22 protein-coding genes are annotated in these 23116 nt (G+C 69.4%); 14 read left to right on the forward strand and 8 right to left on the reverse strand.

Annotated features, from left to right (window positions below):
- The first annotated feature begins 46 nt into the window (after window positions 1-46).
- Together ASG73_RS11840 and ASG73_RS11845 are read left to right on the forward strand one after the other, a co-directional pair.
- Complete coding sequence (locus ASG73_RS11840; RefSeq protein ID WP_055995246.1) at window positions 47-1180, forward strand: hypothetical protein; 1134 nt, start codon at window positions 47-49, stop codon at window positions 1178-1180.
- A complete protein-coding gene (locus tag ASG73_RS11845) occupies window positions 1177-2043 on the forward strand; it encodes an SDR family oxidoreductase (protein WP_055995249.1) in 867 nt (288 codons plus the stop codon). The genes ASG73_RS11840 and ASG73_RS11845 overlap by 4 nt, the downstream gene beginning before the upstream one ends.
- Here ASG73_RS11845 and ASG73_RS11850 read toward each other — a convergent pair.
- Complete coding sequence (locus tag ASG73_RS11850) at window positions 2006-4363, reverse strand: ATP-binding cassette domain-containing protein (RefSeq protein ID WP_055995252.1); 2358 nt, start codon at window positions 4361-4363, stop codon at window positions 2006-2008. The two genes, ASG73_RS11845 and ASG73_RS11850, sit on opposite strands and share 38 nt — an antisense overlap.
- 61 nt (window positions 4364-4424) lie before the next feature.
- On the opposite strand from ASG73_RS11850, the gene ASG73_RS17935 reads away from it, so the two are divergent.
- Entirely contained in the window at window positions 4425-4580 is a 156-nt protein-coding gene (locus ASG73_RS17935; protein WP_156466270.1) for a hypothetical protein, read from the forward strand.
- A gap of 7 nt (window positions 4581-4587) precedes the next feature.
- Window positions 4588-5322, forward strand: coding sequence for a class I SAM-dependent DNA methyltransferase (locus tag ASG73_RS11855; protein ID WP_055995255.1), 735 nt, complete (start codon window positions 4588-4590; stop codon window positions 5320-5322).
- A gap of 24 nt (window positions 5323-5346) precedes the next feature.
- Here the strand turns inward: ASG73_RS11855 and ASG73_RS11860 are convergent, their stop codons facing one another.
- Entirely contained in the window at window positions 5347-5868 is a 522-nt protein-coding gene (locus ASG73_RS11860; protein ID WP_327077493.1) for a GNAT family N-acetyltransferase, read from the reverse strand.
- Between the two features lie 52 nt (window positions 5869-5920).
- On the opposite strand from ASG73_RS11860, the gene ASG73_RS11865 reads away from it, so the two are divergent.
- Together ASG73_RS11865 and ASG73_RS11870 are read left to right on the forward strand one after the other, a co-directional pair.
- Entirely contained in the window at window positions 5921-7552 is a 1632-nt protein-coding gene (locus ASG73_RS11865) for an AMP-binding protein (protein WP_055995258.1), read from the forward strand.
- Window positions 7545-7910, forward strand: coding sequence for a hypothetical protein (locus ASG73_RS11870; protein WP_055995262.1), 366 nt, complete (start codon window positions 7545-7547; stop codon window positions 7908-7910). Before ASG73_RS11865 ends, ASG73_RS11870 begins: the two co-directional genes overlap by 8 nt.
- Window positions 7911-8007: 97 nt before the next feature.
- On the opposite strand, the gene ASG73_RS11875 is transcribed toward ASG73_RS11870, so the two are convergent.
- Entirely contained in the window at window positions 8008-9339 is a 1332-nt protein-coding gene (locus ASG73_RS11875; RefSeq protein ID WP_055995265.1) for a mechanosensitive ion channel, read from the reverse strand.
- Between the two features lie 196 nt (window positions 9340-9535).
- Here ASG73_RS11875 and ASG73_RS11880 point away from each other — a divergent pair, with 196 nt between their 5' ends.
- A complete protein-coding gene (locus tag ASG73_RS11880) occupies window positions 9536-10612 on the forward strand; it encodes a methyltransferase domain-containing protein (protein ID WP_327077494.1) in 1077 nt (358 codons plus the stop codon).
- Window positions 10613-10618: 6 nt separating this feature from the next.
- Here ASG73_RS11880 and ASG73_RS11885 read toward each other — a convergent pair whose 3' ends face one another.
- Complete coding sequence (locus ASG73_RS11885) at window positions 10619-10942, reverse strand: DUF4190 domain-containing protein (RefSeq protein WP_055995271.1); 324 nt, start codon at window positions 10940-10942, stop codon at window positions 10619-10621.
- 109 nt (window positions 10943-11051) lie between these two features.
- Between ASG73_RS11885 and tdh the strand changes: the two genes are divergently transcribed.
- Both tdh and ASG73_RS11895 read left to right on the forward strand, forming a co-directional pair.
- Window positions 11052-12092 carry an L-threonine 3-dehydrogenase gene (tdh, locus tag ASG73_RS11890; protein WP_055996043.1) on the forward strand — a complete coding sequence of 347 codons (1041 nt, stop codon included), beginning with the start codon at window positions 11052-11054 and terminating at the stop codon, window positions 12090-12092.
- Window positions 12093-12095: 3 nt separating this feature from the next.
- Window positions 12096-13289: a glycine C-acetyltransferase gene (locus ASG73_RS11895; RefSeq protein ID WP_055995274.1), complete on the forward strand. Its 1194-nt coding sequence runs from the start codon at window positions 12096-12098 to the stop codon at window positions 13287-13289.
- A gap of 33 nt (window positions 13290-13322) precedes the next feature.
- Here the strand turns inward: ASG73_RS11895 and ASG73_RS11900 are convergent, their stop codons facing one another.
- Genes ASG73_RS11900 through ASG73_RS11910 form a run of 3 tightly spaced genes read right to left on the reverse strand, consistent with a single transcriptional unit; the run spans window position 13323 to window position 15476 of the window.
- Window positions 13323-13943: an L-threonylcarbamoyladenylate synthase gene (locus ASG73_RS11900; protein WP_055995277.1), complete on the reverse strand. Its 621-nt coding sequence runs from the start codon at window positions 13941-13943 to the stop codon at window positions 13323-13325.
- Window positions 13944-13961: 18 nt separating this feature from the next.
- Window positions 13962-15014, reverse strand: a complete 1053-nt coding sequence (locus ASG73_RS11905; protein ID WP_055995280.1) for an ArsO family NAD(P)H-dependent flavin-containing monooxygenase — start codon at window positions 15012-15014, stop codon at window positions 13962-13964.
- Window positions 15015-15020: 6 nt separating this feature from the next.
- A complete protein-coding gene (locus ASG73_RS11910; protein ID WP_055995283.1) occupies window positions 15021-15476 on the reverse strand; it encodes an OsmC family protein in 456 nt (151 codons plus the stop codon).
- An 82-nt stretch (window positions 15477-15558) separates the two neighbouring features.
- Between ASG73_RS11910 and ASG73_RS11915 the strand changes: the two genes are divergently transcribed.
- Window positions 15559-16155, forward strand: coding sequence for a histidine phosphatase family protein (locus tag ASG73_RS11915; protein ID WP_055995286.1), 597 nt, complete (start codon window positions 15559-15561; stop codon window positions 16153-16155).
- Window positions 16156-16161: 6 nt separating this feature from the next.
- Here ASG73_RS11915 and ASG73_RS11920 read toward each other — a convergent pair whose 3' ends face one another.
- On the reverse strand, window positions 16162-17643 hold the full coding sequence (locus tag ASG73_RS11920; RefSeq protein WP_055995289.1) for a hypothetical protein: 1482 nt from the start codon (window positions 17641-17643) through the stop codon (window positions 16162-16164).
- 114 nt (window positions 17644-17757) lie between these two features.
- On the opposite strand from ASG73_RS11920, the gene ASG73_RS11925 reads away from it, so the two are divergent.
- The 4 genes from ASG73_RS11925 (at window position 17758) to ASG73_RS11940 (ending at window position 23031) form a co-directional block, all read left to right on the forward strand.
- Entirely contained in the window at window positions 17758-19017 is a 1260-nt protein-coding gene (locus ASG73_RS11925; protein ID WP_162253984.1) for a sensor histidine kinase, read from the forward strand.
- Window positions 19014-19703 (forward strand): response regulator transcription factor, encoded by a 690-nt coding sequence (locus ASG73_RS11930; protein ID WP_055995295.1) that lies wholly within the window; start codon window positions 19014-19016, stop codon window positions 19701-19703. Before ASG73_RS11925 ends, ASG73_RS11930 begins: the two co-directional genes overlap by 4 nt.
- 77 nt (window positions 19704-19780) lie before the next feature.
- A complete protein-coding gene (locus tag ASG73_RS11935) occupies window positions 19781-20551 on the forward strand; it encodes an ABC transporter ATP-binding protein (protein ID WP_055995298.1) in 771 nt (256 codons plus the stop codon).
- 2 nt (window positions 20552-20553) lie between these two features.
- Window positions 20554-23031 (forward strand): ABC transporter permease, encoded by a 2478-nt coding sequence (locus ASG73_RS11940; protein ID WP_055995301.1) that lies wholly within the window; start codon window positions 20554-20556, stop codon window positions 23029-23031.
- The last annotated feature ends 85 nt before the right edge of the window (window positions 23032-23116 follow it).

Below are 23116 nucleotides of genomic sequence, written 5' to 3' on the forward strand. Positions count from 1 at the left end.
ATGCTGGAGCCAGCCCAGCCACTCACCGCGATCAAGGAGGCTCAACGTGACAACGACCAGCCCGAGCACCACCCCCGTCGAGACGATCGGCGCCCGCACCATCCCCGAGTTCGACGGCGTCCACGAGGTCTGGCCGCGCGGGGACCGGCTCGCTGCTGTGCGTGAGGCCGCGCTGGCCTACAAGACGCGCTTCAAGGCCGAGGGCCGGGTCAAGGCCGTGAAGTCGGTCGACATCGCCTCGGCCCCCTATCCGGTCAAGTACGGCTTCAACACCGCCGTCATCGGGCCCCACAGCCCCCTCATCCCGATCATCAACCGCATGGTCGTCGTCCAGTACGACGACTGGGACGGCAACCCCCGCACCCTCGTCTTCGAGCCGACCGTGCCCGAGGGCTCGGCGCAGGCGCCCTTCTTCGCCAAGCTGCAGAAGCTGACCAACAAGATCCCCTATGCCAACCGGGCCGAGAAGTTCATCGTCAACTACTACAACGAGCCCGACGACGTCCTGCGCCAGCTCGGACTGACGGCCCACGACATCGACTACTGCGCCTTCGACCACCTGCACGTGCAGGACCCGCGGATGATCCTGGGCTCGTCAGCGACCATCCCCGGCGAGCGCGCTCCCCGCCAGCCGATCTTCGGCGACGCGAGGATGCTCGTGAACTCCCGTGAGCTCGCGACCCTGCAGTCCCTGCACCCGATGCAGTGGGCCTGGTACGTCGAGGGCAGCCTCGAGGGCGTCGACATGTCGAAGTTCGCGACCTTCGAGGGCGACATCGAGCTGGGCCCCGGTATCGCTTTGCTGTGGACCCCGGGGCACACCGACGGCAACCACTCCCTCGTGGTCAACACCCCCGATGGCGTGTGGGTCTCCTCCGAGAACGGCATCGCCCTGGACAACTGGCAGCCGGAGCAGTCCAAGATCCCCGGTGTGAAGATCTACCACCAGCAGTATGGTCGCGAGATCTGCCCCAACGGCAACACCCTCGAGGACTCGCTCGACCAGTACGACTCGATGATCAAGGAGAAGACATTGGCCGACCCGTGCAAGGACGACCCGCGCTGGCTGCAGATCCTTCCCTCCAGCGAGCTTGCTCCCTGGAAGCGCTTCTGGCCCGTCGTACCTACCTACACCCATGGCGGTATCGACTACGGCACGATCACGGCTGGCCGTCGATGAGCGCGCCGGAGCACCGTTGGCCTGCAGGCGCGGTCGTGACCGGGGCTGGTCGTGGCCTTGGACGGCAGATCGCCGAGCTGCTCGTGAAGCGTGAGTACCAGGTCCTGATCACCGACGTGGACGGGGACGCCGCGCAGGCGGCTGCCGCCGAGCTCGGCGAGCGTGCACAGGCCATGGTGGTCGACGTCCGCGACGAGGCAGCCGTGCTCGCCGCCCGGGACCGCGTCGTGGAGTGGGCCGGTCGCCTCGACGTCTGGGTCAACAACGCCGGAGTCCTCTTCACCGGACCCGTCTGGGAGCACGACGAGCAGCAGCGACGACTGATGCTCGAGGTCAACGCGCTCGGCACCATGAACGGCACCCTCGCGGCCGTGGCCGCCATGCGCTCCTCCGGTGGCGGCCACATCGTCAACATCGCCTCGCTCGCCGGCATCTCCGCGGTACCCGGCGAGAGCGTGTACGCGGCCTCCAAGCACGCGGTCATGGGGTTCAGCCTGAGCGCCATCGCCGACCTGCGGGCGGCCAAGATCAAGGACATCGACATCTCCTGCATCTGCCCCGACGGGATCTGGACGCCGATGCTGCACGACAAGCTCGACGATCCCGGGGCGGCCCTGTCCTTCTCCGGGTTGCTGCAGCCGGAGGACGTCGTGGCGGCCGTCGCCAAGGTGCTCGACAACCCGCGCCTGGTCACCACCGTCCCCGGCTGGCGTGGCGCGGTCTGCCGACTGGGTGACGTCTTCCCCTCCCTGGGCATGGCCGCGCTCCCCCTCGTGATCGCCCAGGGCCGCAGGACGCAGAAGAAGATGCTCAAGAAGCGAGCTGTCAGCCCCCGACGTAGTTGGCGAGGTGCTGGGCGGTGAGGGTGGCTCCCTTCGCCACGAGGTCGGCGGGTGTGCCCTCGAAGACCACCTCGCCGCCCTCGTAGCCCGCCCCGGGCCCGAGGTCGATGATCCAGTCGGCGTGGGCCATGACGGCCTGGTGGTGCTCGATGACGATGACCGACTTGCCGGAGTCGACGAGACGGTCGAGGAGGCCGAGCAGGTTGTCGACATCGGCGAGGTGCAGACCGGTCGTGGGTTCGTCGAGGACGTAGACCTCTCCCTTGTCCCCCATGTGCACGGCGAGCTTGAGGCGCTGACGCTCGCCGCCGGACAGTGCCGTGAGCGGTTGGCCGAGGGTGAGATAGCCCAGGCCGACATCGACGAGGCGGGTGAGGATCTTGTGGGCAGCCGGTAGGCCCGCCGGGCCGTCCTTGGCGAAGAAGTCGAGCGCGTCGCTCATCGACATCTCGAGGACGTCAGCGATGTTCTTGCCGGCGAGCTCGTACACGAGGACCGCGTCCTGGAAGCGGCGTCCCTCGCAGTCCTCGCAGGGCGATTCGACCGTCGCCATGACGCCGAGCTCGGTGAAGATCACGCCCGCGCCGTTGCACGTCGGGCAGGCACCCTCGGAGTTGGAGCTGAAGAGGGCGGGCTTGACGCCGTTGGCCTTGGCGAAGGCCTTGCGGACCGGCTCGAGCAGACCGGTGTAGGTCGCGGGGTTGCTGCGACGGGAGCCCTTGATCGCTGCCTGGTCGACGACGACGACCTCGTCGCGGTGGTCGAGACCACCGTGGACGAGCGAGCTCTTGCCGGAGCCGGCCACACCCGTCACGACCGCGAGCACGCCGAGCGGGATGTCGACGTCGACGTCCTTGAGGTTGTGGGTGTCGGCGCCGCGGATCTCCAGCGCACCTGTCGCAGAGCGGACCTCGTCCTTGAGCGCGGCCCGGTGGTCGAGGTGCCGGCCGGTGAGCGTGTCGCTCGCACGCAGCTCCGCGACGGTGCCCTCGAAGACGACCTCGCCCCCCTTCGACCCGGCCAGCGGACCGAGATCGACGGCATGGTCGGCGATCGCGATGGTCTCCGGCTTGTGCTCGACCACGAGGACGGTGTTGCCCTTGTCGCGCAGCCGCAGCAGCAGGTCGTTCATCCGGGCGATGTCGTGCGGGTGCAGCCCGATCGTCGGCTCGTCGAAGACATAGGTGACATCGGTGAGCGAGGACCCGAGGTGACGGATCATCTTGGCCCGCTGTGCCTCTCCCCCGGACAGGGTCCCTGCCGGTCGGTCCAGCGAGAGGTAGCCCAGACCGATCTCGGTGAAGGAGTCGAGCAGGTGCTGCAGCCCCTTCAGGAGCGGCTCGAAGCCCGGCTCGTCGAGCTCGCGCACCCACCCGGCGAGGTCGTTGATCTGCATGCCGCACAGGTCCGCGATGCTCTTGCCCCGGATCTTCGACGAGCGGGCCTCGGGCGTCAGTCGCGTCCCCTCGCACTCGGGGCAGGTCTGGAAGGTCACGGCCCGCTCGACGAACCGGCGCACGTGCGGCTGCATCGCCTCGGGGTCCTTGGAGAGCATCGACTTCTGGATCTTGGGGATGATCCCCTCGAAGGTGAGGTTGACGCCCTCGACCTTGATCCTGGTCGGCTCGGCGTACAGCATCGTCTCGAGCTGCTTCTGCGTGAACTTCGCGATCGGCTTGTCCATCGGCAGGCCCATGCCCTCGAAGAGGCGTCCGTACCAGCCGTCCATCGAGTAGCCGGGCACGGTGAGTGCGCCCTCGAGCAGTGTCAGGCTGTCGTCGTAGAGAGCGGTGAGGTCGATGTCGCTGACCTGCCCCATGCCTTCGCAGCGCGGGCACATGCCGCCGAGGTAGACCTGCTGCTTGACCGTCTTGCGCTCGGTGTGGGTGCCCTTGTCGGTCGTCATCGACCCGCTGGCCTTACGCGTGGGGACGTTGAAGGAGTAGGCGGTCGGCGGTCCGACGTGCGGCTGGCCGAGGCGGGAGAAGAGGATGCGCAGCATCGCGTTGGCGTCGGTCGCGGTGCCGACCGTCGAGCGCGGGTTGGCTCCCATGCGCTCCTGGTCGACGATGATCGCCGTGGTCAGGCCCTCCAGATGGTCGACCTCCGGCCGGGCGAGCGAGGGCATGAAGCCCTGCAGGAAGGCGCTGTAGGTCTCGTCGATGAGCCTGCGTGACTCCGCGGCGATCGTGCCGAAGACGAGCGAGCTCTTGCCCGACCCGGAGACCCCGGTGAAGACCGTCAGGCGCCGCTTGGGCAGGTCGACGCTGATGTCCTTGAGGTTGTTCTCCCTCGCTCCCTGCACGCGGATGAGGTCGTGGCTGTCGGCATCGTGTGGCATCGGCGCTCCTGCGGGGTGGTCGGGAGGGACCAGACGATCCAAGCAGATACGGGTGGACCGGGTGAGCACTGAGCCCGGCGTCGTTGTGGGCACTTGGCCGACGCTCTACGGTCAACCGGGCTCCCCCAACGACGCCGGGCACCCTCAACGACGCCGGGCCCGTGGAGATCTCGCGACCAACAACTCGCTGGTCATCGCGCAGGCGATGCTGGTCTGATGGAGGCATGACGAGCAGCGACGTGTGGACGGCCGAGCAGGCAGCGCGATACGACAGCATCGACGGGACCTTCAGCCCTGAGGTCGTGGGGCCGACGGTCGACCTCCTCGCAGACCTGGCCGAAGGGGGCCGCGCCCTCGAGCTCGCGATCGGCACCGGCCGCATTGGCGTCCCGCTCCTGGCGAAGGGTGTACCCGTGACCGGGATCGAGCTGTCCGCTCCGATGGTCGACCAGCTGCGCACCAAGGTCAGCGCCGACGAGCTGCCCGTGGTCGTCGGTGACATGGCCACCACGCGGGTGCCTGGCGAGTTCACCCTCGTGTTCCTCGTCTTCAACACCATCGGCAACCTACGGACCCAGGAGGAGCAGGTCGAGTGCTTCCGCAATGCTGCGCGCCATCTGGCCCCGAGAGGGCGCTTCGTCATCGAGGTCGGCCTCCCTCCCCTTCGTCGGTTGGTGCCGGGTCAGGTGGCAGTTCCCTTCGACGTCACCGACGAGCACCTGGGGTTCGACACCTTCGACCTCGTCACGCAGCAGGCGACCTCGCACCATCTCAACCGGCAGCCGGATGAGACCTACCGCCGCGGGACGCACAACTATCGCTACGTCTGGCCGAGTGAGCTCGACCTGATGGCCCGGCTGGCGGGCATGGAGCTCGAGAGCCGCCACGAGGACTGGGTGGGCACCCCCTTCGGCCCGGACAGCGAGACGCACGTGAGCGTGTGGCGGCCGATCAGCTGAGCGGGCCCCCAGCCCGAGCAGGCATCAGAGCCTCAGGAACATCACGTGCAGCCCCACCGGGCCGTGCTCCGCGTGGTCGAAGGCCCCGGGCACCGTGCCGATCACCTCGAAGCCGAGCGACCGCCACAGGTGCACTGCACGGGTGTTGGTCTCGACGACGGCGTTGAACTGGATACCGGCATACCCCTCGGACCGGGCCCAGGTGATCATCTCCTCGCCGAGTGCCCGACCGACGCCGCGCACCCCGCATGCCGGGTCGACCATGAAGCTGGCGGTGGCGATGTGCGCCCCACGGCCGGGTCTGTTCGGTCCCATCTTGGCCGAGCCGACGACCCGTCCACCCACGACGGCGACGACCGTGCGTCCGGGGCCTGGCTCCATCCACCACGGCCGAGCCTCGTCAGAGGTCTGCTCGAGGGGGAAGGCGTAGGTCCTGCCCTCGGCCACGATGCGCGCGTAGAAGGGGAAGATCGCCGACCAGTCGTCGTCGGTGGCCGGCCGGATCGTCAGGTCGTCGTGCATGGGGTGCAGCATTGCAGTCGTCACCGTGGCAGTCTTCTGGGTATCGCAACGAAGCGACCACTGGAGGTAGACCCGCATGACCCAGACCGCCCTGCCCAGCTACTCCTCGGGCACCTCGGACACCCCGCTCCTCGGCGACACGATCGGCGCCAACCTCGAGCGCACCGTGGCCGTGCACGGCGCCCGCGAGGCACTCGTCGACGTCCCGAGCGGGCGCCGGTGGACCTACGCCGAGCTGCTCGCCGACGTGGACGCCGTGGCCAAGGCGCTGATTGCGAAGGGAGTGGCCGCCGGCGACCGGATCGGCATCTGGGCGCCCAACTGCCCCGAGTGGACGATCCTGCAGTACGCGACCGCGCGGATGGGGGCGATCCTCGTCAACGTCAACCCGGCCTACCGCACCCACGAGCTGACCTATGTGGTCAACCAGTCGGGGATGCGGATGCTGGTGAGCGCGATGTCGCACAAGAGCTCCGACTACCGCGCGATGGTCGACGAGGCCCGTCCGGAGACACCGGAGCTGAGCGATGTCGTCTACATCGGTGACGCGTCCTGGGACGAGCTCGCCACGGGTGGCTCCTCCATCACCGACGAGCAGCTGGCCGAGCGCGGAGCCTCTCTCACGCCCGACGACCCGATCAACATCCAGTACACGTCCGGCACGACCGGGTTCCCCAAGGGCGCGACCCTCAGCCACCACAACATCCTCAACAACGGGTACTTCGTCGGCGAGATGATCGACTACACCGAGGCCGACCGGATCTGCATCCCGGTCCCCTTCTACCACTGCTTCGGCATGGTCATGGGCAATCTCGCGGCCACCTCGCACGGGGCCTGCATGGTCATCCCGGCGCCCTCCTTCGACCCGGGCGCCACGCTGCGAGCGATCGCGCAGGAGCGCTGCACCTCCCTCTACGGGGTGCCGACGATGTTCATCGCCGAGCTCGACCTGCCCGACTTCGCCGACCATGACCTGAGCACGCTGCGGACCGGCATCATGGCCGGCTCCATCTGCCCGGTCGAGGTGATGAAGCGCGTGGTGGCGCAGATGAACATGTCCGAGGTCGCCATCAGCTACGGCATGACGGAGACCTCACCGGTGTCGACGATGACCCGCACCGATGACGACCTGGTCCGGCGCACCGAGAGCGTCGGTCGCTCCATGCCGCACATCGAGAGCAAGGTCGTCGATCCGCTCTCGGGGGTCCCGCTCCCCCGCGGCGAGACCGGCGAGCTGTGCACCCGCGGCTACAGCGTCATGCTCGGCTACTGGAAGGACCCGGACAAGACCGCCGAGGCGATCGACGCGGCGCGCTGGATGCACACCGGTGACCTCGCCACGATGGACGAGGACGGCTACGTCAACATCGTCGGTCGGATCAAGGACCTCGTCATCCGCGGTGGTGAGAACATCTACCCGCGGGAGGTCGAGGAGTTCCTCTACACTCACCCCGACATCGCGGACGTCCAGGTGATCGGCGTCCCGGACGACAAGTACGGCGAGGAGCTCATGGCCTGGGTCGTGCTGCGAGAGGGTGCTGCGACGCTCACCGCCGAGGGCGTGCGCGAGTTCGCGAGCGGCAAGCTCGCCCACTACAAGATCCCCCGCTACGTCCACGTCACCGAGGCCTTCCCCATGACCGTCACCGGCAAGGTGCGCAAGATCGAGATGCGAGAGCGCGCCGACGAGATTCTCGGACGTGGCTGACGCGTCGATCGTCGCTGACCCCATCACTCCCCCATCGGTCCTCGACCGGTGCGTCGGCGTGCTGCTCCTCGGCCTCCTGCTGCTCGAGTGTCTCGTGGTCGGCTCCTTCGGTGCCTTCGTGGGCATGGCCTCCGATGGCTGCGTCGGCCGGCAGGACCAGTGCCGCGAAGGCGTGATCATGCTCGGAGTCGTCATCGCGACGATCGGTCAGCTGGTGCCGCTCGCGCTGGCGGGTGGTTGGCTCCTGCGACGCTGGTTCACGGGCCGGACGATCTGGTTTGTCGGCCTGGCGGTCTCGCCGCTGCCGGTGCTGCTCGTCCTCATCGGCGCGCTCATCGCGGAGACCGGTGTTCCGTGACGGGCTGACACGGGCATCAACCTCTCCGTGGAGGGCATGACGAAGGGTGGCACCCCCGACCGGGGGTACCACCCTTCGTCATGTGGTCAGCAGCTGGTCAGAGCTGCTGGGTGTCACCCTGGTGCGGAGCCTGCGTGGGCTGCGCCTCGGCCTTGGCCGAGAGGCGGTCCAGCTGACGGGCGGCCGCGTCGCGACCACCGAGGCCGAAGGCCAGGGCCGCTGCAGCGGCGCCACCGACGACGAGCGCACCGAAGCCGAGCTCGATGATCGAGTCCGCGATGCCCATGTACTTCAGGCCCATGGCCACGAAGAGCACGATCGTCGCGTACTTGACGATCGTCGCGCCGACACCGGAGAGCATCTTCGCCAGGAGGTTGGCGACGAAGAAGCCGGCAGCGATGATCGCGGCCCCGAAGAGCACCTTGCCACCGAGGCTCAGGACCTCGCTGAGGAACTTCGTGATCTGCGGGAAGTTCAGCAGCTGAGCGGCCATGACCGCGAAGAAGAGCACGATCGCGATCTGCGCCACCTTGGCGATGACCGGGACGACCTTGGTACCGGCAGGCAGCACGTCGAGCTCAGCGAGCTGACGGTCGACACCGACACCGTCGAGGACCTGCTCGATGATGTCACCGGCGAACTTGGCGATGAAGATGCCCAGCGCGAGCATCACACCGGCCGCGATGATCAGCGGGATCGCGTCGAAGATCGACTGGAGCATCTGCTCCGCCGGACGGGAGATCGACTCGATGCCCAGGATCTGCAGGGCGGCGATCGTCACGACGATCATGATGAGCGCGTAGATGACCGTGGCGATCGTCTTGGGGATCGACGTGCCGGCACTCTGGCCACCGGCGGGAGCGGAGCCGTACCCGGCGGGCGGCTGCGGCTGGTCCGGGTGCTGCGCCTGGGGCGCGGAGGGCTGGCCGGGGGGCGGCGGGGGCGGTCCGGCAGAGGCCGTCGCCGGTGCCCCGGGGAGGGAACCGGCCTTGGACCCAGCGCTCTTGAGCCACTTGTCGAAGGGCAGCGCGGACAGGGCCGTCTGGACGAGCTGACGCACGACCTTGGCCAGCAGTGCGCCGACGAAGAAGACGATGCCCGCACCGATGAGGTTGGGCAGGAAGCCCAGGACCCCGTCGACCATGCCCTGGATGGGCGCGAGGACCTGGTTGAGGCCCAGGACCTGGAGGATCGCGACGAGTCCGAGCATCCAGATGATGAGGGACGCGATCGAGCCCAGCGTGGTCCCGACGCTGGATCCGTCCGATCCGGCACGCTGGAGGGCGGGGACCTTGGTGGAGAGCTTGGCGATCAGCGACTTGACGATCATCGCCACCAGCCAGGTGACGACGAGGATGGCCAGGGCCGAAAGTGCCTTGCCCAGCAATCCTGCCCAGTCGATGTCGTTGAGGAAGTTCTGCGCTTGCATGATGTCCTCCCGGTGGACGTTGTGAGGTACTTCTTACCCATTGACCGTAACGACCTTCGGCGCCTCACGCCGGGTGAGCAGTCCACCGATTCCTGATGGTTAGGGTGATCACATGCACTGGGACGCTGGCGGATGGGGTGGCTGAGCGGTGAGATGCCCCCACTTCGACGCTGGGGAATGCCGCTCGTGCACCCTCATGGAGGTCCCCTACCCCACCCAGGTCACCGAGCTGGAGAGCGTGGTCGCAGACCTGCTCCAGGGGCACGTGGCGGACGACCAGTGGTCGCCCCCCTTCGTCGGGGCTGAGTCCGGCTTCCGCAACAAGGCCAAGCTCGTGGTCGGCGGGACGAAGGCAGCGCCCACCTTCGGCATCCTCGACGCCAACCTGCGCGGCGTCGCCCTCCCCGAGTGCGGGCTGTACGAGCCGCAGCTCGCCGAGGCACTGGACCGGCTCCTGCCGGCGGTCGCCGATCTGGGACTGGTCCCCTACGACGTCCCGACGCGCCAGGGCGAGCTCAAGCACCTCATCGTCACGGGATCACCCGACGGCGAGCTGATGACCCGCTTCGTCCTGCGCTCCCCCGGACAGCTCCCCCGGATCCGAAGGGGGCTCGGCGACCTGCGGTCCGCCGCCCCCGGACTGCGAGTGGTCTCGGCCAACATCCAGCCCGAGCACAAGGCGGTCCTCGAGGGCGAGGAAGAGATCGTGCTCGGCGAGCACGAGACGCTGCCCATGCGCCTGGACGACATCACCTTCCACCTGCGCCCACGCAGCTTTTTCCAGACCAACACCGTCGTCGCTGCGGGTCTGTACCGGCAGGCGCGTGAGTGGGTCAGCCACATCGATCCACGCAGCGTCCTCGACCTCTACTGCGGCGTGGGCGGGTTCGCCCTCAACGCGGCCCTCGCTCCGGGTCGGGCGCGACGGGTCGACGGGGTCGAGGTCGCCCCGGACGCCGTCGCCAGCGCGCGCCGCTCAGCGCTCGAGCTCGGCGTGGACGTGGGCTTCGAGGTCGGTGACGCGAGGGCGCTGACCGACGTCGACCACCAGCTGGTGGTCGTCAACCCGCCGCGACGTGGGATCGGAGCAGGCCTGTGCGCGGCGATCGAGTCGGCCGCGCCGGACCACGTCATCTACTCCAGCTGCAACGCGGCCAGCCTCGCCCGCGACCTCGATGCGCTGCCGGGCTACCGCGTGACGCGGTCCCGGCTCTTCGACATGTTTCCCCAGACGCGCCACCACGAGGTCATCGTGCTGCTGGAGCGAGGCTGACCGGGCTCAGTAGGTCGACGAGGCAGTGGCGCCGAACGTCAGGAGGATGGCGCCGACATAGCAGCAGATGAAGAGGATCAACCCGACGAAGTAGACCGTGCCCACGATGCCCAGGATCTTGCCGACCTTGGCGTACTCACGGTTGGTGTAGCCGGCCTGTGGTTGGGCGTCGATCTCCTGGAGCGCCTTGACCCCGAGGACCCACGCCACAATGCCCAGGCCCGGGACGAGGGTCAGCCCCACGATCCCGATGACCAGTGCAGCGGTCGCACCGCCATGGCTGATCTGGGCCGGGAAGGGCGACGGCGGCGGCAGCTGAGGGGTCGTCATGATGCGACCACCGTAATGGGCGCCACGCCACGCACACCACGGGGAGCACTCCCCCCTTCGCGCTACTGTCGTGACCGCGGTCACCCCCGCACCCTCGACAGGAGAAATGATGCGCGCACTGGTCAAACCCCGACCGGGACCCGGCCTCGAGCTGGTCGACGTCCCCGAGCCCCACGCCGGCGACGGTGAGGTGAGGATCAGGGTGCTGCGTGCCGGGCTCTGCGGCACCGACCTGCACCTGCAAGGGTGGGACGAGTGGGCAGCCGCGGCGGTTCCCCGCACGCCCCAGATCATCGGCCACGAGTTCTACGGCGAGATCGACGAGGTCGGTCGCGGTGTCACCGGCATCGAGGTCGGCGACCGGGTCTCCGGCGAGGGCCACCTCGTGTGCGGTACCTGTCGCAACTGTCGGGCCGGGCGCCGCCACCTGTGCATCAACACCGTCGGTGTGGGGGTCAACCGCGACGGCGCCTTCGCCGACCATGTCGTCATCCCCGCGGACAACGCCTGGGTGCACCGTGACGACATCGATCCTGACCTCGGAGCGGTCTTCGACCCGCTGGGCAATGCGGTGCACACGACGCTGTCCTTCCCCCTGGCGGGCGAGGACGTCGTCATCACCGGTGCCGGACCGATCGGCGTCATGGCCGCGGCCATCGCCCGCCACGTCGGCGCCCGCTACATCGCCGTCACCGACCTGTCGGACACCCGCCTCGAGCTGGCGAAGGGGGCCGGCGCCGACCTGCTCGTCAACGCCGGCCGGTCCAACCTCGGCGAGGCGATGCGTGAGCTGGGGATGAAGGAGGGCTTCGACGTCGGGCTCGAGATGTCGGGCGCTCCCCCGGCGGTGGCCGACATGATCGACCACCTCAACCACGGTGGCCGGATCGCGATGCTCGGTCTGCCCAAGGACGCCTACCCCGTCGACTGGGGCAAGGTGATCACCCACATGATCACCATCAAGGGGATCTATGGCCGGGAGATGTATGACACCTGGTACACGATGAGCGCGATGCTCTCGACCTCGCCCGTGCTGCGCGAGGCGATCTCATCGGTCATCACCCACCGCTTCCCCGCGGAGCAGTGGCAGGACGCCTTCGCCACCGCCGCCTCGGGAGAGTGCGGCAAGGTCATCATGGACTGGAGCTGACGCATGTACACGATCAAGGACGACCTCTCGACCACCCTGCAGGAGATCCGCGACGCGGGTCTGTGGAAGGCCGAGCGCGAGCTCACCAGCCCGCAGCAGGCCCACATCACGACCACCAAGGCGCAGGCCATCAACTTCTGCGCCAACAACTACCTCGGCCTCGCCGATCACCCCGACGTCCTGGCCGCCGCGTCGACGGCCTTGCAGGAGTGGGGCTTCGGCATGGCCAGCGTGCGCTTCATCTGCGGCACCCAGGAGCTGCACACCCGTCTCGAGGCGAGCATCTCCGACTTCCTGCAGATGGAGGAGACGATCCTCTACTCGAGCTGCTTCGACGCCAACGGCGGTGTCTTCGAGGTGCTCTTCGGCGAGGGGGACGCGATCATCTCCGATGCGCTCAACCATGCCTCGCTCATCGACGGCATCCGTCTGTCCAAGGCGGCGCGGTACCGCTACGCCAACGCCGACATGGCCGACCTGCGGGCCCAGCTCGAGGCGGCGAAGGGGGCCCGCCGCACGGTGGTCGTCACCGACGGCGTCTTCTCCATGGACGGCTACCTGGCGCCGTTGGAGCAGATCTGCGATCTCGCCGAGGAGTACGGCGCCATGGTGCTCGTGGACGACTCGCACGCGGTGGGCTTCGTCGGCGACGGCGGCCGGGGCACTCCCGAGGCCTGCGGGGTGATGGACCGGGTCGACCTCGTCACGGGCACGCTCGGCAAGGCCCTCGGCGGCGCCAGCGGTGGCTACGTCAGCGGCCCCGCCGAGGTGGTGGCCCTGCTGCGGCAGCGCTCGCGCCCGTACCTGTTCTCCAATGCCGTCGCGCCGGTCGTGGCCGCCGGGTCGCTCAAGGCGATCGAGATCGCGCGCGCAGCGGATGACGGACGAGCAACCTTGCGGCGCAACACCCTGATGTTCCGCGAGCTCATGACCGAGGCAGGTTTCGACCTGCTGCCCGGTACCCACCCCATCACCCCCGTCATGTTCCCCGGGGATGACGGAGCGCGGCAGGCAGCCCAGATCGCCGACGTCATGCTCGAGCACGGCGTCTACGTCATCGCCTTCAGCCACCCCGTCGTCCCGCGGGGGCAGGCGCGGATCCGGGTGCAGCTGTCCGCGGCGCACAGCGAGCAGGACGTGCGCACCTGCGTGGCCGCCTTCGTGGCGGCCCGGACCGAGGTGCTCGGCGAGCGCTGACGCCCTTCGCTCACGGCTGTGGTGGACCGACCCTCACTCGAAGGGGGTCGGGTCGCCCGCGCCGTGACGGGCGATGACGGCCTCGCCCGACGACAGGTCGACGACGGTCGTCGGCTCGGTGCTCACCTCGCCGGCGTCGATGACGATGTCGACCTGGTGGTCCAGCGCCTCCTTGACGTCCCACCCGAAGGTCGGGGTCGCTTCCTCGCCCGGCAGGAGCAAGGTCGAGATGAGCATCGGGTCACCGAGCCCGTCGAGCAGCGCCCGGGAGAGCGGATGGCTCGGGATGCGCACACCCACCGTCTTCTTCTTGGCGTGCAGCAGGCGCTTGGGCACCTCCTTGGTCGCCGGGAGGATGAAGGTGTACGGACCGGGGGTCGCGGACTTGATCGCGCGGAAGATCGAGTTGTCGATCATGACGAGCTGTCCGAGCTGGGCGAAGTCGGCGCACAGCAGGGTGTAGTGGTGCTTGTCGTCCAGCTGGCGGATGTCGCGGATGCGGTCCTTGATCAGCTGGTCGTCCAGCCGCCCCCCGAGGGCATAGCCGGAGTCGGTCGGGAAGGCGACGAGCGCGCCGTCACGCACCCGCTCGACGACCTGTCCGACGGTGCGGGGCTGGGGGTTGTCGGGGTGGACTTCGACGAAGATGGCCATGTGCCCACCCTAGGTCCGTCAGGTCGACGTGCCCAGATCCTGCGCCAGGTGTGCTGCCAGCGCTCTGGCGGTGCGGCCCACGCCGATGAGGGTCGCGGACGCAGGACCCGTCCAGTCGCCGTACCCCACGAAGGAGACCCGAGGATCCTTCACCGACCGGTTGTCCACGACCTCCGGGTGGCCGTCAGACGTGCGCAGCCGCAGCGATCGCAGGTGCCGCAGCGCCGGGCGGTACCCGGTGCACCAGATGATTGCGTCGAGATCGAGCCGGTCACGGCCGATGACGGCCCCCTCCGGGACCATCCGGTCGAACATCGCCCGCACCCGAAGGGCCCCCTGAGCACGGGCCTCGCGGACCTGCGGCAGCGCGACGATGTTGCCGACGAACTCCGCCTCCATCTCCCCGGGATCCGACGTGCGCTGCTGGGCCGTGGCCCGGTCGAAGAGGTGTCTGCCGTCGACGTCGTCCGGGAGGAAGCGCAGCCGCCGGGCCGACACGAGGGAGACATGCTCTGCGGTCCCGATGAGATCAGCGGTGATCTGGACCCCGGAGTTGCCGCCGCCCACGACTGCCACGCGCTGGCCGGCGAAGTCCGCGGGGCCGCGGTAGTGGGCGCTGTGCAGCTGGCGACCGGCGAAGCTGGCCTGGCCCTCCACGAGGGGCACGAAGGGAGCCGACCACGTGCCGGTCGCGTTGACGACATGTCTCGCGCGCAGGTCGCCGCGGTCGGTGACGACGGTGAGCGCGTCCGGTGCCGAGCGCACGTCGTGGACGGTGACCGGACGCTCCACGGCCAGGCCGTAGCGCTCCTCGTAGGAGCGCAGGTAGGCGATCACGTGGTCGACCGGCGGGAAGGTGTCGGGGTGAGGTGGCATCGGACGACCGTGGAGGGAGGAGTAGGTCGCTGGCGAGAACAGGCGAAGGGAGGGCCAGGTCGCCTGCCAGGCACCACCCGGCTCGCGCTGCTCGTCGAGGACGACGTGCTCGATGCCGACCCGCCGCAGGTGGTAGGCGGTCACGAGCCCCGCCTGACCACCTCCGACGATCGCGACATCGACGTCATCGCGCATGCAGGCTCAGGCGTCCTCTGCCGACATCTCGACGGGCGTGCCGATCTGGACCGTCCGAGAGACGGTGCACAGGCGGTCGCGGGACTGGGCCACCGACCGGGGGAAGGCCGCGCGGGCGGCGTCACCCCCTTCGCCCTCGGGGAAACCGATCCGGAAGGTCAGCTCGAGATCGGTCATGTGGTTGCCGTCCTGCGGCGTCGAGGCCTTGTCCCCCTGGGCGACGACGACGAAGGAGTCCGGCTCGGCCCGACGTGAGGTGATGTGGTCCACGTCGACGGAGCTGCACCCTGCGAGGGCGGCGAGGAGGAGCTCCACCGGGGTGAAGTCGTCGGTCGAGCCGTCGCCGATGGTGATCGTGCCACCACGGGCGTTGTGCAGCTCGTAGCGTCCGAGGGCCAACCGCGTCAGCTCCACGCTGCGGTGCCCCGGGCCCGATCCGCCCGTCGTCTCGTCACTCGTCATGTCTGCCTCCACCTGCTGGGTCCGGTCCGCGTCCCGATCTGTCGGTCCGATCCTCGCAGACTCGGCCGACTAGCCTGAGCGCATGTCCGACACCTCACCCGGCCGCCTCATCCTCCTACGCCACGGGGAGACGCAGTGGAGCCGGGAGGGGCGTCACACCGGCACCACGGACGTACCGCTCACCGAGATCGGTCGCTCCCAGGCACGGGCCAGCGGGCAGCGGTTGACCGAGCTGACGACAGACCCCGTGCTGGTGCTCTCCTCGGACCTGCAGCGCGCCCGGGTCACCGCCGAGATCGCCGGACTTGCCGCACAGGTCGACCCTGACCTGCGCGAGTGGGACTACGGCGGGTACGAAGGCCGCTCCACCGCCGAGATCCGTCAGGAGAGCGGCACCGACTGGGATGTCTTCCGCGACGGTGTCGTGCCGGGGGCCACTCCCGGCGAGACCGTGGAGGAGGTCGCCGCGAGGGCATCTCGCGTGCTGGTGCGCGCACGGCCTCACCTGGAGCGCGGGGACGTCGTGCTCGTCGGGCACGGGCACACCTCTCGCATCCTGGCGACGGTGTGGTTGCGCACCTCACCGCGACTGGCGGCGCAGCTCACCCTCGACCCGGCTCGGTTGTCGGTGCTGGGCCACCACCGCGAGGACCCGTGCATCGTCAGCTGGAACTGCTGACCCACCTCAGGGCAGCGGCCACGTGTGCACCGGGTCGTTGCTGTGCATGTGCTCGGAGTAGAGCCTGGTCATCTCGGCCAGGGCACCGGCCCGTTCGAGGCCCCCGTCCTCGAGCCGTCGCACGCACTCCGTCTGCCACACGGCTCCGTTGACGCCGGTGGTGCAGCGGCCCTCGATGACGTCGAGGTAGCGCGTGATCACGGTGTCGGACACGCCCCAGTCCTCGAGGCCACGCCTGGCCATCGGCAGCAGGTGCCTGACCACCAGCTCGTCGGCGCCCAGCTCACCCAGGCCCGGCCAGTACAGGCGGGCGTTGATCCCGTCGCGGGCCGCCGCCTCGAAGTTGGCCTGCGCAGCGGGGAAGGACATCTGCGTCCAGATGGGCCGGTCCTCGCTGGCGAGCATGCGCACCGTGCCGTAGTAGAAGGCCGCATTGGCGAGGGTGTCGATGATTGTCGGGCCGGCCGGCAGCACGCGATTCTCGACGCGGACGTGAGGGCGGCCGTCGCCCGGGTCGTAGATCGGTCGGTTCCACCGGTAGACCGTGCCGTTGTGCAGGTTGAGCTCCCCCAGCTCCGGGGTCCCACCGGCGTCGAGCACCGCGACGGGGTCCTCTTCGGTGGCCTCCGCCAGGAGTGCGGGGAAGTAGCGCACATTTTCCTCGAAGAGGTCGAAGATGGAGGTGATCCACCGCTCGCCGAAGAAGACCCGCGGCCTGACCCCCTGGTTCTTCAGCTCGATCGGGCGGGTGTCCGTGGCCTGGCTGAAGAGCGCGATCCTGGTCTCGGCATGCAGGCGCCGTCCGAAGAAGAAGGGTGAGTTGGCGGCGAGCGCGATCTGGGGTGCCGAGATCACCTGGGCGGCGTTCCAGTGGTCGGCGAACTGACCGGGCCCGACCTGGAGGTGGAGCTGGACGGAGGTGCAGGCCGACTCGGGCGCGATCGAGTCGGCGAAGGTGTGCAGCCGCTCCCCCGTCGGCCCCTCGATGTCGATGACGATGTCCTCGCCGCGGGCGACGAAGATCGAGTCGTTGAGCGCGGTGTACCGGTTGTTGGCACTGATCCACTCGCCCTGGAAGTGCTCGGGCCGGATCGTCGGCAGGATCCCGACCTGCAGGATGCTCGCGCCGGCCTCCCGCGCCTTGCCCTCAGCTCGGTTGAGGGAGGTGCGCAGGCTCTCCTCGAGCTCGAGTGCGGAGTCACCCGGCAACGGACGCGGTGCCACGTTGAGCTCGATGTTGAACTGCGCGAGCTCGGTCTGGTAATCGGGGTCGGCGATGGCCTCGAGCACCTCGTCGTTGACGAAGGCGGGCTGCTGGTCCTCGTCGACGAGGTTGAGCTCGATCTCGATGCCGGTGAGCGGCACCTCGTCGTCGAAGGCACGCTCGGCGAGCATCCGTTCGAAGACGTCGAGGTTCTGCCGTACCTTCTCGCGGTAGCGCTGGCGCTCCTCACGCGAGTAGCTCTGCGCAGTGACTTCCTTACCCATGACTCCACCTCTCCGCCGAGCGACTGTGATGAATCTACCCACGGGTCGCCCCTGTGGCGAGGATCAGACCATGGTCGGATGCGCGGTCCCCTCCGTCATGCCTACGCTCGCCGGGTGACACCCGAGGCCAGCGAGGCGCGTCGGGGTCCGCGCGACGCGGTCCCGGCGTGGTTCCGTGCGCACCGGGCCCTCGTCGACCTGCTCCTCGCCGGAGTCATCTGGCTCATGACGGGTGCGCTCTTCGGCGTCTCCTACTCCGGGCTGCCGGACAGTGATCCGGGGCTGCTCACCCTCCTCGTCATCGCCTCGGCGCACACCCTGCCGCTCACCTGGCGACGCACCCGGCCCGACGTCTCCTTCGGCATCATCGCCGTGGCGCACGTCGCCCAACTGGTGCTGACGGATGCCCCGATGCCCTCCAACATCTCGGTGCTGCTGTCCGCCTACGCGGTCGCCGCGTACTCGCGGCGCCGCCCGGTGCGGCAGGTGGCTCTCCTGGCCGCGGCTCTGGGCGGTGCCCTCGCGAGCTGGGACTGGGTCAGCTACGGCCAGACCAGCGTGTCGGGCCACGTGCTGCTCGCCACCTTCTACAGCGGGCTGGCCCTCGTGTGCTGGCTGTGGGGCGACCTCACGCGCAAGCGTCGGGAGCTGGTCTCTCGCCTGCGCGAGCAGAACGATGCCCTGCGTCGCGACCGTGACCAGCGTGCACGACTGGCAGCGCAGGACGAGCGGACCCGCATCGCCCGGGAGATGCACGACATCGTCGCCCACTCGCTGAGCGTCGTCGTCGTGCAGGCCGACGGGGCCGCCTACGCCGCAGCGCACTCGGCGGACTTCGACCGGGAGCAGGCTCGCCGGGCGCTCACGACGATCGGGACCACCGCGCGTGAGGCGCTGTCGGAGACACGTCGGCTGGTCGGGGTGCTGCGTACCGCGGAGGACGAAGGGGGTGACCCCACCGGCCTCGTGTACACCCCCACCGAGAGCCTGGGTGATCTGGCCGAGCTGGTGGACCGCGTTGCGGCATCAGGGATCGACGTCGTCCTGGAGCAGGATGTCGACCTGGCGACGGTGCCCCGGGAAACCGGGCTGGCTGCGTACCGGATCGTCCAGGAGTCGCTGACCAATGTCATCAAACACGCTGGTCCCGGTGCCCGGGTGCGTGTCCTCGTCGAGTCCGCCCGCGGCCTGCGGGTGGAGGTCCGCGACGACGGCCGGGGTGCGGCAGCGAGCGACGACGGCAACGGACACGGCCTGATCGGGATGCGCGAACGAGCTGTCAGCGTGGGTGGGACGATGACGGCCGGCCCGGCGACCGGTGGTGGCTACGTCGTTGCTGCCCACCTCCCCTTCGACCCTGAGGACACCCGATGAGCGACCCGATCCGTCTGGCACTCGTCGACGACCAGGCCTTGGTGCGCGCGGGGTTCCGGATGGTCCTGGACGCACAGGCCGACATGGAGGTGGTCGGCGAGGCGGGCGACGGGGTCGCTGCCCTGGACCTGCTCTCGAGGACCCCTGCCGATGTCGTGCTCATGGACATCCGGATGCCGCGCATGGACGGTGTCGCCGCCACAGAGCGACTGTGCGCGCAGCCCGACCCCCCGCGGGTCATCGTGCTCACGACCTTCGACCTCGACGAGTACGCGCACGCGGCACTGCGGGCCGGCGCGTCCGGCTTCATGCTCAAGGACGCGGGGCCCGAGGAGCTGCTCAGCGCGATCCGGGCGGTGCACGGTGGGGACTCGGTGATCGCCCCGAGCACGACCCGACGGCTCATCGAGCACTTCTCCGACCGGCTGGGGACTCCCCCTTCGCCCGCTCTCGACCCGGCCACGGACCCTCGCCTCGCCGACCTCACGGCGCGCGAGATCGAGGTCCTCGTCGCAGTCGCCCAGGGCCTGACCAACGGCGAGATCGCTGCCGAGCTCTTCCTCGCCGAGGCGACGGTCAAGACCCACATCGGTCGGATCCTGTCCAAGGCCCAGCTGCGCGACCGCGTCCAGATGGTGCTGCTCGCCTACGAGAGCGGTCTCGTGGACGTACGACCACGGTCGTAGTCGCCTCTCTCCCAGGCCTGCACAACCAGACCGGGGACCGATGTGCGGCACCCCCCTTCGCGACGAAGGTGGTGGGTATGACGACAACGACCCAGCACACACACCCGGCGACCACGCCACCCGGTGCCATCGCCGCACGGACATCGGGCCTGACCAAGACGTTTGGTGCGAAGGGAGCCGGCGTCACCGCCCTCGACGCGGTCGACGTGAGCATCGAGTCAGGGCGCTTCACCGCGATCATGGGTCCCTCCGGGTCCGGCAAGTCGACCCTCATGCACTGCCTCGCCGGTCTCGAGACACCCACGAGCGGCCAGGTCCTCGTCGGTGACACCGACCTGACCCGGTTGTCAGACAAGGCGCTCACGCTCCTGAGACGGGAGCGGATCGGCTTCGTCTTCCAGTCCTTCAACCTGCTGCCGATGCTCACTGCGCGGCAGAACATCGTCCTCCCGCTCACCCTCGCCGGGCGCTCGGTCGATGCCGAGCGACTCGCCCACATCACCGGGATCCTGGGGATCGACGACCGGCTGAGTCACCGCCCGAGCGAGCTCTCCGGCGGCCAGCAGCAACGGGTCGCCGTCGCCCGCGCGCTGATCACCGCCCCGGACGTGCTCTTCGCCGACGAACCGACCGGAGCGCTGGACTCCCGCTCCTCGACGCAGATGCTGGCCTTCCTGCGCAGCAGCGTTCGCGAGCTCGGCCAGACGATCGTCATGGTCACCCACGACCCGCGGGCCGCGTCCTACGCCGATCGGGTCCTGCTGCTGGCTGACGGCCGGCTCGCCGGCGAGCTGCTCGACCCGACCGAGGACTCCGTCCTGGCAGCCATGAAGGGTCTGGGTGACTAACGGTGCTCTCCCTCTCTCTCGCATCGCTGCGCCACCAGTCGCGGCAGTACCTCGCACCCGGCCTCGCGGTCGTGCTCGGCATCGCCTTCATCGCCGCCACACTCGTGCTCACCGGCACGATGAGCTCCTCGATCCGGCAGGCCGTGGCCGGGCAGTACGAGCCCTACCAGTCCGTCGTCGTCGCTGAGGCAACGGACACGGAGATCCCGTCGGGGGTGGCCGACCAGGTCGCTGCGGTCAAGGGAGTCACCGCAGTGGACCCTGTCCGCACTGGCGCCGGGCTCCTGCGCACCGCCACGGGCGAGTCCTACGCGATGATCACGACCGAGTCGGCCATCACTTCGCACCCCGTGCTCGAGGGCCGCGCACCGCGTGCACCGACCGAGATCGCCCTGTCCAGGACCGTGGCCGCGGGCAGTCAGCTCGAGGTGGGCGACACCGTTCCTGTGACCGCCGCTTCTGGTGAGTCCGCTGAACCCGTCCGGGCCACGGTCGTCGGGATCGTCGACGTCGCCGACGACCCGCGCTACGGCGGCGGCACACCCGCGGTCTTCGCCACACCGGAGGGCGTCACGGGGTTCACCGGCGCGAAGGGGTGGGAAGAGATCGCCGTCGTGGCCGCCACTGATGAGGCGGCCACCACCGCCGCCATCCGCTCCGCCCTCGAGACGAAGGGAGCGGACGTCACCGTCCTGACCGCTACTGAGCACGCGGACAACACGGTCACCGAGTTCACCGGCGGCACCGACTTCCTCGCGGTCTTCTTCCTCGCCTTCGCGGTCATCGCGCTCTTCGTCTCCGCCATCGTCATCGCCAACACCTTCGCGATCCTGCTGGCCCGCCGCGCCAGGGAGACAGCCATGCTGCGAGCCGTGGGCGCGACCCGCGGGCAGGTCATCCGCTCTGCTCTCGCAGAGTCGCTCGTGGTGGGTGTCGTCTTCTCCGTGATGGGGGTGCTGGTCGGCATCGCCATGGCCTGGGGACTCACGAGGGCTGGCGCCTCGCTGGCCGGGGACGCCCTGCCCGACCTCGTCTTCACCGTGCCTGTCCGCGCCGTCATCGTGCCCCTCGTCGTCGGGGTGGTCGTCGTGCTCGTCGCCGCGCTGCGTCCGGTGGTCAGGTCCTCACGGGTGGCGCCGCTCGCCGCACTGCGACCGGATGCCGCGATCACGGGCCGTAGTCGCGGCGGTCGCCTGCGGATCGCTCTCGGTCTCGTCCTCATCGCCGCCGGTGCAGCCGCGCTCGTGCTCTCCGGCTCCCTTCCCTCGGTTGCGGTCGGCGTCGTCGGCGGACTCGTCTCCTTCACCGGGGTGATCATGGCCGGCAGCGTCCTCGTGCCCTGGGCCGCCCGTGCCGTCGGGCTCTTCGCCGCACGACCCTTCGGTCCGGCGGGCCGGTTGGCGATCGACAACGCGGTGCGCAACCCGGCGCGGGCCGCGGCCACCGCCTCGGCCCTGCTCGTCGGAGTCACGCTCGTGACGATGACGGCGGTCGGTGCCGCGACGACGCGCACGGCCCTCACCGACTTCATCAACGCGCAGTACCCGGTCGATGTCGTGGTCGCGGGCACGAGCATCCCCGATGCCACGGCCGCGGCCATCCGCTCCACCGAAGGAGTCGCCGCCACCACCACGCTGACCGGGTCGAGCGTGAGCGCGAGCTGGGGCGCCTCGTCGGCCCGGCCGATGCTCACCGCGGTGAGCGACGGGCTGCGCGACGTCGTCCGCGACCCCGCCGCGATGCCCACGGTCCCTGACGGGACGGTGGTCGTCTCTGACGAGGCTGCCGGCTCCGCCGGGATCCACACCGGTGACGAGGTCATCCTGCAGGGGCCAGACGGTCGCACCCGGGTCCGAGCGCAGGTCGAGGGCGGCTTCGACACGGGCTGGCTCGTGACTGCCGCGACCCTCGCGGAGGTCGACCGTCAGCCGGCGACGACGGCACTCTTCGCGAGGGTCGCCGACGGTGCCGACGCCACCGCAACGCTCGACGGCGTGACCGAGCTGGCTGCCGGGATCGACGAAGGGCAGGTGGGTGGAGCAGCTCCCGTGAGGGCAGCCAACATGCAAGCCCTCGACATCGCCCTCGCGGTCGTCCTCGCACTGCTCGCGATCTCGGTGGTCATCGCCGTCGTGGGGATCGCCAACACGCTCTCGCTGAGCGTCATCGAGCGCACCCGGGAGTCGGCGCTCCTGCGCGCGCTGGGCCTCACCCGGGGCCAGCTGCGCGCGATGCTCGCCATCGAAGCGGTGCTGCTGTCCCTCGTCGGCGTCGTCCTCGGTACAGCGCTCGGTGTCGCCTACGGCCTGGCTGGGGTACGCAGCCTCTTCGGGGAGCACATGACGGTCTCACCGACGCTGCCGTGGGGACAGCTGACGGCCGTGGCGCTCGTCGCGATCATCGCCGGGCTCCTCGCGTCCGTGCTGCCTGCGCGCAGGGCCGCCAGGGTCTCGCCGGCGCAGGCCCTCGCCGTGGAGTAGGCGGGCCCGGACCGGGGGTGGGGCGGCGCAGGGGGCCGTCCCACCCCCTTCGTCGGGCGAAGGGGGTGTCGCACCGGCGGGTTGT

Origin of the sequence: Janibacter sp. Soil728, assembly GCF_001428305.1 — a bacterium.
Classification (GTDB): Bacteria; Actinomycetota; Actinomycetes; order Actinomycetales; family Dermatophilaceae; genus Janibacter.